This is a genomic window from Methanolobus tindarius DSM 2278 (assembly GCF_000504205.1).
Lineage (GTDB): Archaea > Halobacteriota > Methanosarcinia > Methanosarcinales > Methanosarcinaceae > Methanolobus > Methanolobus tindarius.
This window is the reverse complement of record NZ_AZAJ01000001.1, coordinates 690969-706071: the sequence shown is the minus strand read 5'-3', so window position 1 is coordinate 706071 and position 15103 is coordinate 690969. Positions and strand designations below refer to the sequence as shown.

The window sequence follows — 15103 nt, the reverse complement described above, 5'->3', positions numbered from 1 at the left end:
ATTGATGGACGCTAATTCTATTATCTCTTCACTTACAGGCAAATTCCCTGAAGATATCTATGATTCAGATATTGAGTCTGGCATAAGGGTAGTTGTCAAAGTGAAACCGGAAAACGTAGTGGAAGTTTGCCGCTACCTCAAAGAAGACCTGTCTTTCGGACACCTCTGTTGTGAATTCGGAGTTGACTATCCGGACAGGAATGAGATCGAAGTAATATACGTAATAGGTTCCTATGAACACCCTGTTGTCCTTACAATGAAAGCTCTTCTTTCAAGGGACAACCCAGAGGTTGAATCTGTGGTGCCTGTTTACTGGAATGCTAACTGGTACGAAAGAGAAACGTACGAATTGTTTGGTGTGAATTATCTTAACCACCCCGACCTTAAACCTCTTGTACTTCCAAAAGAGATGCTCGGTGAGTGGCCACTGCGTAAGGATTATGCAGGCTTCCCAAACAAGTCAGCCAGGAATTTGGTGTGAGGGTTAAATATGGATGAAACAGTTGGACCTTCTGAAATGATAGTACACCTTGGACCACAGCACCCTATGATGCCAGGACCATTCAGACTGAACGCTAAACTTAGGGGCGAGACAGTTGTGGATTCTGAAGTAGAGATGGGCTGGATCCATAAAGGAATTGAAAAGATCCTTGAAAACAAAACATATCTTCAGGGCATTACCATTGTTGACAGGATATGCTATCTTGCTGCAATGACCAACGAGGAAGCTTATGTTGGTTGTGTTGAAAAGCTTGCAGGTATTGAAGTGCCTGAGAGAGCACAGTATATCCGTGTGATTATGGAAGAACTTTCCAGATTACAGAGTCATCTGCTCGGTATGGGAGAATATGCTTCTTTTGTTGGTTTTGTAAGTATGTTTATGTACACCATCAGGGACAGAGAAGATGTAATGTCTCTTATTGACTCCGTAACCGGAGCACGTGTCACACACAGTTTCCTGCGTTATGGTGGTGTAAAGGATGACCTTCCTGACGGGTTCAAGGACGATGTAAAATATGTCTTTGGAAACCTGAGTAAGGCTATTGATAATTACGAAGAACTGTACAGGACCGATGCTATCTACAAGGCAAGAACAAAGGGTATAGGAGTTCTTACTGCAGATGTTGCAAAGGATCTTGGTGTATCAGGACCACCACTCAGGGCAACAGGTGTTGCTTTTGATATTCGAAAGGATGAACCTTACCTTGTCTACAAGGACCTTGATTTTAAGGTATGTACAGAGACAGATGGTGATGTTTTCGCAAGAATTCAGGTACGTCTGGATGAGATGCGCGAAAGTATGCATATCATTGAGCAGTGTCTTGACCAGATTCCTTCAGGGCCAATCTTCCCGGAGAATACTCCGTATGGTAAGAGATCCCCTATAATGAGAGTTCCAGCCGGAGAGGTTTTCCACCGTGTTGAAGACCCAAGAGGAGAAATGGGATTCTATATGGTATCTGATGGTTCAGACAAGCCATACCGTGTAAAGATAAGAGGACCTGTGTATCCAACACTTCAGACCCTGCCACCACTGCTTAAAGGTGTGCCAGTTGCAGATATTGTTGCAATTGCCGGCAGTATGGACACATGTACCAGTGAGGTTGACAGGTGATCATGATGTCGATGGATATAGAAGCAATAATCTACAACCCTCTTTTAAGAGGTATCCTCGGATTGTGCATCATGGGAGCTGTTTTTGGCGGTGCCTGTGTAGCTGTCTGGTTTGAGCGTAAACTCTCAGCAGATGTTCAGCAGAGATATGGTCCTATGAGGGTTGGTCCCCATGGATTACTTCAGCTTGTTGCAGATGCTATCAAGTTGTTTACAAAAGAAGATATTATACCAAAAAATGCTGATAAATTGTTATTTGTCTCAGCACCGATCCTCCTTATGGGATCCGTTTTCCTGATGCTTGTAGCAATGCCTTTTGGTGCTATAATCGTAGATGGCCAGAGTTATGTGATCGCTGCAACAGAGATGGATATAAGTATCCTGTACATTGAAGCAATGTCAGCAATCTCAATAATCGGTATTTTCATGGTTGCATACAGTGCGAACAATAAGTTCTCTGTTCTTGGAGCTTTCAGGAACTTTGCACGTATGATTGGATATGAAGTCCCTCTTGGTATCTGTATTGTAAGTGTTGCTATCATGGCAGGTTCACTGAACATAGTAGAGATCGCTGAGGCCCAGAGTCCTCTGTGGTTTATAATAATGCAGCCTCTGGGAGCTATTGTGTTCTTTATCGCCCTTATGGCTGATATGGGTCGTCTTCCTTTTGACCAGAACGAGTCCGAGGAAGAACTCATTGCAGGTTGGATGACCGAGTACACAAGTATGAGATTCGGTTACTGTTTCTTTGCAGAATATATTCACCTTATCCTCGGTTCAATGCTTGTAGTACTGTTGTTCCTTGGTGGATGGAATCTGCCTGCATTCCTGACCGATATAACAATCCTTGGTATAATCCTTCCAACAGCATTTTTCCTGTTGAAGGTAGCTCTGGTGATTCTCTTTATCATCATGATCAGATGGGCTGTTCCAAGGTATAGAATCGATCAGGTAGTAGACCTGAGCTGGAAAAAACTTCTGCCATTGTCCCTTCTCAATCTCGGATGGGTAATCGGACTTGGTCTGCTGGGGGTATACTAAAATGGTTATTAAAAATATCATAACAGCAGTAAAGAACATTTATTTCGGCCCTCCAGTTACAAGAATGTGTCCAGAAGAACCAACAAAACTTTCAGACAGGTTCAGGGGTTTACAAAAACTGGATAAATCGAAATGTATCGGTTGTGGAATATGCGCTAATACATGCCCCAACAATTGTATCAAGATCGTCAGGGCACGTGTCAGCCCGGAAAATGACAAGCAGAGATGGTTCCCTTCAATAGACATAGGTCATTGTCTGTTCTGTGGTCTTTGTATCAGTCAGTGTCCAAAGGATGCTCTGGATAGTTCAAAGGTATACCTGACGGGTGTAATTCGCTGGAACCATGAGGATCTTCTCTTTACACCAGACATGCTGGCAAGGGAAGTTGACATTAATGCTGAAGAAGAAGCCGGTGAGGAGGTGAGCAGATGGACCCCACAATAGGCTCAATAATTGAATTAATCATTTTTGTGATTCTGGCACTTGTGTCGATCGTGTTTGCAGTATTCGTAGTAACAGCTAAGGATGTAGTAAGGGCGGCTATTGCACTTGTAGTGACAATGTTTATCGTTGCAGCTTTCTACATCATGCTCAACGCACAATTCCTTGGTGTTGCTCAGGTACTGGTGTACATCGGTGCAGTAGGTGTATTGATACTGTTCGCTGTAATGCTTACAAAGAAGGAGTTTGGTACAGATGCTGAATAAAGAAATATCATTTACAGCAATGGATGTTGCTACATCTGTGTATGACTACTTTAAGCCACGCATATTTGGAATGATAATTGCCGCTCTGTTCATGACAATCATAATAGTGACAGTTTTCTTCACAAGCTGGCCTACAGTAGACCAACTCCCTCAGAATATCGAGGATCAGAGTAACATTGAGGCTATCGGACTTATGATTTTCCAGGATTTCGTTATTCCGTTTGAAATAATGTCTATCGTATTGTTGTCCTCATTGATGGGTGCCATTTACATGGCAAAAGGAGATGATAACAAATGATTCCAGTCGTACTTTATCTTGCTGTTGCAGCAATCATCTTCTCCATAGGTCTCTATGGACTGATGACACAGCGCAGTGGTATTCGTATTCTTATGTGCGTGGAACTCATGCTCAATGCTGCTAACCTTAATCTTGTGGCATTTTCAAGCTACCATGATGACCTTACTGGACAGGTATTTGCATTGTTCTCTATCGCATTGGCAGCTTGTGAAGCAGCAATCGGCTTTGCTATACTGATGGCCCTTTACAGAATGAAGGATACGATCAGCCTTGACAATATTAACGTACTGAGGTGGTAAAAATGGCAGTAGGAGATTTAGCATTTTTAATTCCGGTCCTGCCTGCACTTGCTTTTGTGCTGACTTTCTTCTTCGGGAAGAAACTGCCAACAGGCGGTGCAATAATTCCAATAGCAGCTATTGCTACATCATTCATAATATCTTTATTAATTACATTGAACCTACTTGCAAATCCTGAAGAAGTTGTGAGTTATTCATATAGCTGGTTTGCCATGCTTAACATAGGTGTCCTCGTTGACCCTCTGGCAGCAGTTATGCTTACAATGGTCACATTCGTAAGTTTACTTATTCACATCTATTCAACAGGTTACATGTCACATGACAAAGCACCTTCCAGGTACTTTGCTGAGACTGCACTGTTTACAGCTTCAATGCTTGGTCTGATTCTTTCAGACAACATCCTCCAGCTCTTCATTTGCTGGGAACTTGTGGGTGTTTGTTCATACTTACTTATCGGATTCTGGTTCGAGAAACCATCCGCTGCAACAGCAGCAAAGAAGGCTTTCCTCACAACCAGAATTGGTGATGTAATGTTCCTTACAGGTATCATTGTCCTGTTCTCAGACCTTTTCAAGATATTCAATGGCAACATTCCTGACGGTGTCTATATACTCAGGTTCGACGAGATCTTCGCACACATTCCAGACCTTGCAGCAATGAATGCAAACATCCTCGGAATGGAAGTCAGCCACATCACCCTGATAACACTCCTGTTCTTCGGTGGTGCTGTAGGTAAGTCAGGTCAGTTCCCACTCCATGTGTGGCTCCCTGATGCAATGGAAGGTCCAACAACTGTTTCAGCTCTCATACACGCAGCAACAATGGTTACAGCTGGTGTCTATCTGGTTGCAAGAACATTCCCAATGTTCATCGCAGCTCCTGATTCACTCATGGTTGTAGCATACGTCGGTGCTTTCACTGCAATCTTTGCAGGAACAATGGGTATCGTTATGAACGACCTTAAGCGTGTACTTGCATACTCTACCGTAAGTCAGCTCGGTTACATGATGCTCGGACTTGGTGTTGGTGCAGCAGTAGGTGCTGAGGCAGTCGGAATCTCAGTATTCCACCTGATCAACCACGCATTCTTCAAGGCTCTTCTCTTCCTGTGTGCAGGTAGTGTAATTCACGCAGTCGGTACACACGACATGAGGCAGCTTGGAGGAGTTGCAAAGGTAATGCCAATTACAGCGGTAACAATGATTGTAGCTTCACTGGCACTTACCGGAATGGGTATACCAGGTACATCTATCGGTACAAGTGGTTTCTTCAGTAAGGATGCAATCATCGAGAGTGCATACCTCATGGGAGAAGCAACCGGTTCATGGATACCATACATACTTTCAATTGCAGCAGCTCTGTTGACTTCTATCTATATCTTCAGGCTTATCTTCATGACATTCTATGGTAAGCCACGTACAGATTACGGTGGTCACGAGTCACCTGCATCAATGACAATCCCACTCTCAATCCTTGCAATCTTTGCATTGTTCTTCGGTGGTCTTACCGCAACGAAGTTCAACACATTTGTGAGTGAGACATTTGTAAACAACTTTGTAAACATGGATATTTCAAGCCTGGCAACACTTGGTGGTTACCACATTGCAGAACATGCAGGACATGAGCCATTGCTCGTCCTCTGGATGCCACTAATAGTAGCAATTGCAGGTCTTGTAATTACATTCCTGATTTATGGACTCAGGATTGTCAATATGGACAGCCTTGTTTCAAGAAACAACCCAATTTACAAACTCCTGTACAACAGGTACTATCAGAATGCCATATTCACCAACTTTGTCTCAGTAAAGGTAATCTATGAAGGATTTGCTTTTGCAGGACGTGCAGTTGACAGAGGATTTGACTGGACAGTTAAATGGTTCAGCGACCTTGCAATTGAATCCGGTGAGTCCCTGCGTCAGTTCCAGACAGGAGCAGTACAGAATTATGCCACAGCAGTAATAACCGGAGTAAGTCTTCTGATTATTCTTGTTAAAGTGGTAATGGAGGTACTCTAATGATGCCGATACTTTCAATGATCGTGCTGATACCTCTGATATTCGCAGCACTTGCATTATTCACAAAAACAAAGGAACAGGCAAGAGTAATAGCACTTGCCGGTACTGTTATCGTACTGTTACTTACAGTATACATGTACTTTAACTTCGACAGCACTATAGCAGATAACCAATTCGAGGAACTTGCACAGTGGGTACCATCCCTTGGAATTACCTACCACCTCGGTGTTGACGGAATCGCAATGCCATTGATTCTTCTCAATGCAATTGTACTTCCTTTCCTTGTCCTCTTCACATGGAACGATGACAGGAAATCACCAAACAAGTTCTACGCATGCATACTCGCAACAGAGGGTGCAGTAATCGGTGTATTCACCGCACTGGACTTCTTCCTGTTCTACATATTCTGGGAACTTACACTCGTGCCGCTCTTCTTCATGGTGAGCATATGGGGAGGACCCAACAAACATAAAGCAGCAATTAAGTTCTTTATCTACACTCACGTGGCGTCCCTTGTGATGCTTCTGGGTATATTCGGACTTTATTTTGCAGCATGGGACATGACAGGAACTCCAACACTGGACATACCAACGCTTATCAGTCAGTTCCAGTTCATTGAATCCGGTGCAGCAAAGGATATGATATTCCTTGCATTGCTCTTCGGTTTCATAGTAAAGATCCCAAGTTTCCCATTCCACTCATGGCAACCAGATGCATATACTGAGGCACCAACTGCTGGCAGTGTGCTCTTTGTCATGCTTAAGATTGGTGGATACGGTCTCTTTAAGGTCATGCTTCCAATGTTACCATTTACAGCATCACCAAACCTGATGATTACCATCATGGCAGCTCTTGGTTCAGTAAGTGTACTTTACGGTGCATTCCTTGCACTCTCACAGAAAGACCTCAAGAGAATGGTTGCATACTCCAGTGTAAGCCACATGGGCTACGTAACACTCGGTGCAGCCGGTCTGGTCTCACTCTCCGTTTCAGGAGCAATGTTCCAGCAGTTCTCACACGGACTTATCATGAGTGTAATGTTCATGTCATGTGGTATTATCAAGAACACAACAGGCACAAGAATCATCAACGACCTTGGTGGACTTGCACAGAAGATGCCAAAACTGGCAGTCATTATGGTAATGACCTTCATGGCATCCCTTGGACTTCCAGGTCTCAGTGGTTTCATTGCTGAAGTATCCGTACTCGCAGGAAGCTTTGGGAACCTGCCATCATATGTGTTGATTGCAGTATCAGCTATCGTGATCACTGCAGCATATCACCTGTGGGCTCTCCAAAGGGCAATGTTTGGTGTCTATAATGAGAAACTCGGTACGGTTGTAGATATCGATACCTTCCAGACAGTTTCAATGGGAGTTATTGCAATACTCGTACTGTACTTCGGACTTAACCCAAGCCCGGTGCTTGATATGATGTTGACGAACTCTGATAACATAGTCAGCCTTATGGCTGCAATGGGGGTGTAAATAATGGATATGATGTTATTAGCACCTGAAATTACCATGGCAGTTACAGGACTGGCAGTATTGCTAATCGGATTATTCCTTCCGACAGACTCAAAGAAGATCCTTGGTTACCTTGCATCTCTTGGTGTCCTTGTAGCACTTGGACTGACAATTTCAAGTCTTGGAACAGAAGCATTGTTGTTCTACAATACGGTATCAATCGATGCCCTGTCCCAGTTCTTTAAAATAGTCTTCCTTGTGGTTGCATTACTTTTCAGTATTGCAGGTATCAAGTACACTGAAGGTCACAGTCACACTGAGGAATTCTTCACCCTTGGACTGTTCGGAACAATCGGTATGATGTTCGTTGCATCAGCAAACGACCTTATGGTACTCTTCGTAGCATTCGAACTTGCAAGTCTTGCAACATATGCACTTGCAGGTTTTGAGAAGAAGAATATCAAGTCACTGGAAGCAGCCATGAAGTACTTCATCATCGGTTCACTTTCAGCAGCACTTATGCTTCTTGGTATCTCGTATGTCTACGGGGCAACAGGTACAACCAGCATCCCTGAAATAGCAGCAAACTCAGCTGTACTTGTATCAAGTCCAATAGGACTTGTTTCAGTAGTTCTTCTGCTTGCAGGATTCGGTTTCAAGATAGCTCTTGTACCATTCCACATGTGGGCACCTGACACATACCAGGGTTCACCATCAGTTGTATCAGCATTGCTTGCAGCAGGCTCAAAGAAGATGGGTATCGTCGCAGCTCTCAAGGTATTTGTGGTTGCACTCATCGCTCTTAAGGCAGACTGGCAGATAGCCTTTGCAATACTTGCAGTCATCACAATGACATACGGTAACGTTGTAGCTCTCAGGCAGACAAGTGTCAAGAGAATGCTTGCATACTCTTCACTTGCACAGGCAGGTTACATCACAATGGCATTTGTGGTACTCACACCATTGGCACTTGGCGGTGGAATATTTTATGCACTGTCACACGGTTTCATGAAGGCAGGAGCTTTCATTGCAACAGCAGCCGTGACCTACATGGTACTTTCAGAGAACAAGGACTCTGCTGACCCAGATCACATTGAGAACTTCAGAGGTCTTGGAAAGAGAATGCCAATAACTGCTCTCTGTATGACAATATTCGTATTTGCTCTTGCAGGTATCCCGCTTACAGCAGGTTTCATGAGCAAGTTCGTACTGTTCTCATCAACCATCGAAGCAGGCTTTGTGTGGCTCGCAGTAATTGCCATTCTCAACAGTGCAATTTCACTGGGCTACTATGCAAAGATTGTCAAGTACATGTACTTCCTGCCAACAGACGGTGAGAAGATCTCAGAACCATTCCCATACACCATTGCACTTATAATTGCGGCAATCGGTGTACTTGCAATTGGTTTCTGGTCACAACCATTTGTCCACTGGGCAATGGAAGCAGCATCAGTACTGCTCACAGGAGGTATGTAAAATGACAGATTGTGATCTTTGTGGAGTTGGAATTCCAACAGTCGTTCCTGTAAGGGTATTCAAACCAAAGTACGAGCAGTCATATCCTCATGGTATGTGGCAGGGACTTTGCGAAGGATGTCTCAATGCAGGCAAAAAAGCCCATGATGCACTGGAAGAATCTTCAAGCTGCGGAACAGCAGGTGTATGTGACTTCTGCGGTGCAATTGCACAGCTTCACGATGTAACAATCAGCAGACCTTCATTCTCAAAGGGTGCTGAGGAAGACACAATAGGTCTGTGCAAGAAATGCCTTGCTTCTATCAACGAAGCATACGAGGCATGGGAAAAGCAAAAGGCTGAAGACGAACACGCACATCATTAAACATTAAAATAGAAGGCCGGTCTGACCGGTCAGCTCTTTTCTTTTTTGAATCAATTAGTTTGAAATTTACTTTGATATTTGTAGTTTTAATATAATAGCAGATACGCTACACCTGTAAGCATTAAACTGCACATTCCCATCACAACCCCACCTAGAGTATAGCTTTTCAGAACCTCCTTAGTTTCCAGTTCCGCCAGATCCTTATATATCCAGAAGAACGGGTCATTGAAGTGTGATATAAGAAATGTTCCTGATGCCATTGAAAAAAGCACTATCTCAGGTGGCAGACCAAGAACCGGTACAAGAGGTATAACTATTGAAGGTGTGACCAGCATCGTAACAACACGGGAACCCTGAACACTCTGTATGGCGACCGAAATTAGAAAAGGAACAAGTATTGCAGGTAAAGGTAATCCGGCAAGAAGGGTTCCCATCTCCTGACCAACACCTGTCATTGCAAGGGTGGCACCAAGCGCACCGCCTCCACACATGTCAAGAATTACAACTCCACTTCTTTTGATTGCTTTTTCAACCCATTCTCTTGCAGAATTAAAGTTGTACTGCCTGTATGCAAAGAATATAGCCATGACAACTCCAATTAGCAGTGCCATGTCAGGTTCACCAAGAATATCAAATAGCGGAATGTTTGTGAATACATCTGTAAGGATTAACACAACAGGAATAGCTATTGGTGAATAGGCAGCAATCCTGCCAGAAGTAATCATATTCTCATTTTCCGTTTCATTGTCTACTATGAAATCGCTAAAATTTCCTGTTTTACAGAATTTCATAGCATAAAAGTAACCTGCAATCGAAACAATAAATGCAATAACAACTCCCGGGAACAGAATATCACTAGTTTTTATTCCCAATTCATAAACTGCAGAATAAACAACCGGGGACGGATAAACTAGATTGTATGATGCAAGTGTTCCAAAAACAAGTACTGATGCCGTAAGGACTTTTGGTAATCCTTCTCTAATCCTTATCTCCTTTGCAACCGGGATGAATATCACATAGGCAAGGATACAGCACATAAGAGGAACTGCGAAGATAAATCCAAGTATATTCAGTCCGAAAAGAGGTTTTCTAGATATCTTTATGATGTCAGATGCAATTAGTTTTGCTCCACCGGTTCTGTGCAGAATAAGACCTATGATACTTCCTGATGCGATAATTATAGCAAAATGTGAGAAAACTTTCCCCATTCCGGTTGTAATAGTTTCAATTGTTGTGGATGCTTCACCTGCAAGCATTCCGGTGATGACAGATGTGAGAATAAGCCCGATAAAAGGATGCAATCTGAGTTTTGCTGTGAGGAAGAGAATTAAAAGTAAAGACAAAAGAAAAATGACAATAGAATTCATTACTAGAAAATCAGTTTTAAGGTTGTATATAGTTAACTCCTGTTTCTGATAGCTCTACAATACAGCCTTTGCCTTATTTCATTTCCACAAAAAATTGGCAATCTAAAAACAACACAACCATCCGCCGCAGGCGGTACGTTCCAATGATGCCATATAGAAGATAATCCATTAGATTACTAAATTCACACAGACAATTCTACGAAAGCCTGTAAGCAAAGGATTGTATGTATTATATGCAGATTTTGCTTTTTCTGATGATAAAGCGCCGGCTTCGCCGTGCCCTTTGGGCTGGTTTAAGTATTACTACTCTTGCCCACTCAAAACAGAAATCAAAAAAATAATTGTCATCATCTAATCTGTTGTAGGATATCGATACTAAAATAAAAGCCAGTTATCATCAACTGGCTTCAAAATAAAAACTAAGTTTCTCTCTTATTCTTCAACATAAAGAAGATACAGACAACTGTTCTCCCTCATTTCCATGAATCCCTGGGTTTCAGTAATTCCTGCTTTTTCCAGCAGGACTTTTTTCCATGATTCCGGAGGAAGAGCAATCTTTCCTGTATATGCCTTTGCTGCTATCTGGGCATACTGAAGTGGTTTGCCGTCAATCTTGATTCTCTTTGCAACTTCCTTGCGGTAAGTCTGGTGCATCATACATGCACTGTGTGCAGCTGAAGGCTGTATGGTGTGATTAAAATGATCAGTTGCTTCCATATGAACAGGGTTGAAATTACCAATTCTCTTAATGTATTCCCTGATAGCCTTGGAGAACGGGCATACCTTTGTGACAAAACCGAATTTGCTTATCTGTCCGATGTGTTCAAATGATGAAAGCACGGATTCTCCGTTAATGACCGCATTTGCAAAGTCATCCCATGTACGATATTCTTCCTCAGGAACTGATTTTGCCAGTGATTCTGCCTGACCGACCATGTAATTGGTAAAACCTTCAACACCCTGTTTATCGGAAATATCCTCAAAGAACAGGAATACTGAAACATCAACAAAAGGGTTTGATTCTATATTTTCAGCCATACTATCACCTTTAATCTATAATCTCCTCGCCTGCACTCTTTCCTTTTACAATAAGAGCGAAAACACAGGATGCGCTGCGGAGAATACTCTTTATGTGCCTCTCGTCAACATTTATCCTGGAAAGGTTTTCCTGTACCATTTTAACTTCACCGGTCATTCCTTTGTTTGCAAGGTGCAGACATTCAAGAGCCTGTTTAGCAACAGTAATATTGTTAGCCGCAACCTCCCTGAACTTCTGGTGGGTAATGCAGTAATTAGAAACAGCTGAGTCTCTTACACGGTTATTGTAGCTGTCAGCCACATCGGTATCTGAATCTGGTATCGGGCCGATTCTTGAAATGAATCTGGCCATAGTAGGTGCTATCGGGCATGTCTTTAAAGCATAGACATAGCCGATAACATCTCCGTCCTTATCTGTGATAGCAAGATCTGTCTGGACATTAACATCACCTTCTACAGTGAGAGATGTCCTTCCATCTTTCATTGCCACATTAAAGGCAGGCCATCCTACGTATGCTTCCTTGCCCATCCTTTCTGCATAGCTCTCACCTACACGAAGCCAGTATTCTACGACACCTTCTGTTCCTGCTTTGCTGACCATATCATCAACAAGCGAGTAAATTGCAATGTCCATCATAATTATAGGTCTCCTTTATCTCTCGGGTCCGTTTAGTTATTATACAATATTTATATATTAATTGTTTTTATGGTTTTTATTCTTTGCCATTGAATTTATAGATATATATTAAAGTCAAGAAATTTTAATCCATTTCAATTCAGGTTTATCCGGGTAAAGTTGTTCAGTTGTAGAGTTGTCCTCTTCGATAATATCCATAGCTTCATCTTCAGATTTCACAGCCATTTCAAAAGGAATTTCACCGGCAACATCATATCTCAGGAAAAGTCTTCCATCTTCTGCCATGATGAGCCTTACACTATCTTTTTCTAGGGAATCCATTCCAAGTTCGTAACCTTTATGGCTCTCAGCCATCCAGGTGCAGATCTCAGTATCAGCTGGACTAAAAGCAGGTTCCTTAGTTTCATCTCTGCTATCCCGAGTTTCTGCGCCGGATGTCTGCAGGTAATCCTCATTCTCAGTTCTTACAAGAGAGTGTAGCATATGTGAAAACGTGTTTTCCTGATCACGATCATTGTTATTTGATCGTTCCAGGTGCTGTGTCCAGATATTTTTCATATAGTTCAACCGTAAAACCTGATTAATAATTGGAAAGTCACTTCAGCATTTCCTGAATTGAATTTTGCATTCTGTCTAAAGATTCACTGTCAAGAAGAAGGAACATATCACCATAAATGGTACCTGCACCTACATCCTTCTCAGAAGAATAGACCATAAACATAGTTTCAATGTTCAGAATTCCTTCTGGTTCTTTTTGCATTTTGGCAAGTCCTCTTTCCAGGATTTCATCAATTGTACCGATACTGATGTCCGGCACTGAATGCATTATTTTAAGATCAAGGAAAGATGCAAGTGAATTCAGGTATGAGCCTGCAATAATATTTCCAGTTTCAAGAAGTGCAGACTCATAGATACTCGGGTCATCATCGTGTTCAATACTCTGTAACAGTAAATTACTAAGATAAACCGCATTGCCAAACTCGAACAACATCATTGCAACGCCATTGAGGTCACCGTGAACCGGCATCATGATACTGGTCATTGTGATGGAGTCCGGTATCATGTCTACAATTGCAGATGGCTCAAACAAACGTGCATCTGAAAGATTTAACTGCACTCTTTTTTCAATAAGTTTGGACAGGGAAGTAGTAGCATTTCCCATGCCGATACTACCTATCTCTTTGAATGCATCAATCAGAAAATTGTCAAGCTGTCTGCTCATTAGAATTCAACCTTTTTTTCCTCTAATATAACTTCAACATCCTGCTCCATGAAGAATTTCTCTCCTACATAGAACCTGATGTATTCCTCTCTTCCGCCTTTTACAACACGTATCTTTGCATCTTTCTCTTCTGCAAGGTTCAGGAAGAGACCCTCAAATCTTGACACGGTTTTAGTGTCATGAGCATCTTTATTTATCAGACCTACCAGAATCAGGTTACTGGCAGAGAAACGCTCTACCATTTCAGATATGAACTCATAGGTTCTCTGTTCACCATCTGTGAAAATCAACTGGCTCATAGGCTCAAATATAACAGCACAGCCTTCAGGAAGCTTGCTTGTAAGTTCAAAGAACTTCTCTATTTCATCTGCGGGTAACTTTACAATTCCATCCTTATTGGTGACATGCTTGCTTGTGGATGATATTTCAATAAACTTCATTGCACCTATATCCATTAGATCCCCTATTTTCTCTTTGTACATTTCAGTACGGGGTTGTGTAGATACAAGAACTGTGTTCACCATTTCCCCGTAAAGACGGAGACATATTTCTATTACTGAATCCTCATATCGGGTTTTTGGTGTATATTCAATAAGTGTTGACCTGCTAAGAAGTTTAGCCATCTGTTCTACCTGAGGCAGCTCTTCCATATCATCTTCTGATTCAACAGGTTTTGTGAATATCATTCCTTCTATCAGGAAATCTCCAAGCTTTTCCCTTGGGATTGTAGTAAATGCCTGAAGCATCAAAAATCCGGCAGCTGCAAATACACTGGTGTAAACAGCACTCCAGAAACCAAGGAACAGGAAAATCAACTCAGTAATATCTTCATCCTGAACACTAATAGCAATGGATGGGAATATGGAGGATGTGATAAGGAATATAGCTGTAAGTGCGAGAAGTAACCAGGCAATAGATCCTTTTTTTGTCTCAAAATATACTTTTACCCAGAAGTAGATCGCTGCTAATCCACACGCTAACGATATGGATATGAAAAATATGTGTGTTATAGTAATTTCCGGAGTTAACATCCTGCTGTCACCTATTATTTGTCCGTGTGATATATTATTACGTAATATATATTAATATACTTTTATACCTTTCAGTGCGCTTTTGACAGTAAGTTCTCCGTTTTCAGTGTCAAGCACAATGGTACGTCCGTAGTTCTTTCCAGTATCCTCAGCAACAATGGGTATTTTGAGTAGCTTTAATGCATCTTTCGTAGCCGCCACGTTTCTTTCTCCTATATTGAGCTGGGTCTTTGAATTAAATGAGAACATGCTTGCACCACCAGCAATTTTTGCAGTAGTACGGTGTTTGTACGCACCCTCTTCTACCATTGTATCAATAAGTGCAGGGATGCCTGTATCTGCAAATTTGTCGATATTGTCTTTTGATCTTGCATTTTCTATGCTGGGAAGCATAATATGCACCATACCGCCAACACCCGTGCTTTTGTCATAGAGGGAAATACCCACGCAAGACCCAAGCCCTAAAGTGGTGAGTTTTGCGGGTTTTTTCGCAACAGCACTGTCAGCCATTCCCACTATTATCATGT

General features: G+C 42.2%; 18 protein-coding genes. 11 read left to right on the top strand and 7 right to left on the bottom strand.

The window, feature by feature from the left end:
* Positions 1-4 precede the first annotated feature (4 nt).
* The 11 genes from fpoC to fpoO are packed head-to-tail and all read left to right on the top strand — an operon-like array spanning position 5 to position 9281.
* Entirely contained in the window at positions 5-481 is a 477-nt protein-coding gene (fpoC, locus tag METTI_RS16055; protein ID WP_023844388.1) for a F420H2 dehydrogenase subunit FpoC, read from the top strand.
* A gap of 9 nt (positions 482-490) precedes the next feature.
* Entirely contained in the window at positions 491-1615 is a 1125-nt protein-coding gene (gene fpoD, locus METTI_RS03250) for a F420H2 dehydrogenase subunit FpoD (RefSeq protein WP_023844387.1), read from the top strand.
* Between the two features lie 5 nt (positions 1616-1620).
* Positions 1621-2655, top strand: coding sequence for a F420H2 dehydrogenase subunit FpoH (gene fpoH / locus METTI_RS03245; protein WP_048135110.1), 1035 nt, complete (start codon positions 1621-1623; stop codon positions 2653-2655).
* A gap of 1 nt (position 2656) precedes the next feature.
* Positions 2657-3100, top strand: coding sequence for a F420H2 dehydrogenase subunit FpoI (fpoI, locus tag METTI_RS03240; protein WP_023844385.1), 444 nt, complete (start codon positions 2657-2659; stop codon positions 3098-3100).
* Positions 3085-3363 (top strand): NADH-quinone oxidoreductase subunit J, encoded by a 279-nt coding sequence (locus METTI_RS16160; RefSeq protein WP_023844384.1) that lies wholly within the window; start codon positions 3085-3087, stop codon positions 3361-3363. The genes fpoI and METTI_RS16160 overlap by 16 nt, the downstream gene beginning before the upstream one ends.
* Positions 3353-3661, top strand: coding sequence for a F420H2 dehydrogenase subunit FpoJ (gene fpoJ, locus METTI_RS16155; protein ID WP_023844383.1), 309 nt, complete (start codon positions 3353-3355; stop codon positions 3659-3661). The genes METTI_RS16160 and fpoJ overlap by 11 nt, the downstream gene beginning before the upstream one ends.
* Positions 3658-3960, top strand: coding sequence for a F420H2 dehydrogenase subunit FpoK (gene fpoK / locus METTI_RS03225; protein ID WP_023844382.1), 303 nt, complete (start codon positions 3658-3660; stop codon positions 3958-3960). Before fpoJ ends, fpoK begins: the two co-directional genes overlap by 4 nt.
* A gap of 2 nt (positions 3961-3962) precedes the next feature.
* Positions 3963-5975: a F420H2 dehydrogenase subunit FpoL gene (fpoL, locus tag METTI_RS03220; RefSeq protein ID WP_023844381.1), complete on the top strand. Its 2013-nt coding sequence runs from the start codon at positions 3963-3965 to the stop codon at positions 5973-5975.
* Positions 5975-7462, top strand: a complete 1488-nt coding sequence (fpoM, locus tag METTI_RS03215; RefSeq protein WP_023844380.1) for a F(420)H(2) dehydrogenase subunit M — start codon at positions 5975-5977, stop codon at positions 7460-7462. Before fpoL ends, fpoM begins: the two co-directional genes overlap by 1 nt.
* Positions 7463-7465: 3 nt before the next feature.
* The gene (fpoN, locus tag METTI_RS03210; RefSeq protein ID WP_023844379.1) at positions 7466-8917 is read left to right on the top strand and encodes a F(420)H(2) dehydrogenase subunit N; all 1452 of its coding nucleotides are present in this window, start codon (positions 7466-7468) and stop codon (positions 8915-8917) included.
* Between the two features lies 1 nt (position 8918).
* A complete protein-coding gene (gene fpoO, locus METTI_RS03205; RefSeq protein ID WP_023844378.1) occupies positions 8919-9281 on the top strand; it encodes a F420H2 dehydrogenase subunit FpoO in 363 nt (120 codons plus the stop codon).
* Between the two features lie 86 nt (positions 9282-9367).
* Here the strand turns inward: fpoO and METTI_RS03200 are convergent, their stop codons facing one another.
* The 7 genes from METTI_RS03200 to METTI_RS03170 form a co-directional block, all read right to left on the bottom strand.
* Complete coding sequence (locus tag METTI_RS03200; protein WP_023844377.1) at positions 9368-10648, bottom strand: GntP family permease; 1281 nt, start codon at positions 10646-10648, stop codon at positions 9368-9370.
* Between the two features lie 432 nt (positions 10649-11080).
* Positions 11081-11686, bottom strand: coding sequence for a hypothetical protein (locus METTI_RS03195; protein WP_023844376.1), 606 nt, complete (start codon positions 11684-11686; stop codon positions 11081-11083).
* Positions 11687-11696: 10 nt separating this feature from the next.
* A complete protein-coding gene (locus METTI_RS03190) occupies positions 11697-12323 on the bottom strand; it encodes a hypothetical protein (protein ID WP_023844375.1) in 627 nt (208 codons plus the stop codon).
* Positions 12324-12437: 114 nt separating this feature from the next.
* The gene (locus METTI_RS03185; protein ID WP_023844374.1) at positions 12438-12881 is read right to left on the bottom strand and encodes a hypothetical protein; all 444 of its coding nucleotides are present in this window, start codon (positions 12879-12881) and stop codon (positions 12438-12440) included.
* 37 nt (positions 12882-12918) lie between these two features.
* Positions 12919-13545, bottom strand: coding sequence for a chemotaxis protein CheC (locus tag METTI_RS03180; protein ID WP_023844373.1), 627 nt, complete (start codon positions 13543-13545; stop codon positions 12919-12921).
* Positions 13545-14576 carry a hypothetical protein gene (locus tag METTI_RS03175; protein WP_023844372.1) on the bottom strand — a complete coding sequence of 344 codons (1032 nt, stop codon included), beginning with the start codon at positions 14574-14576 and terminating at the stop codon, positions 13545-13547. The genes METTI_RS03180 and METTI_RS03175 overlap by 1 nt, the downstream gene beginning before the upstream one ends.
* A gap of 51 nt (positions 14577-14627) precedes the next feature.
* A complete protein-coding gene (locus tag METTI_RS03170) occupies positions 14628-15101 on the bottom strand; it encodes a chemotaxis protein CheD (protein ID WP_023844371.1) in 474 nt (157 codons plus the stop codon).
* Between the last annotated feature and the right edge of the window lie 2 nt (positions 15102-15103).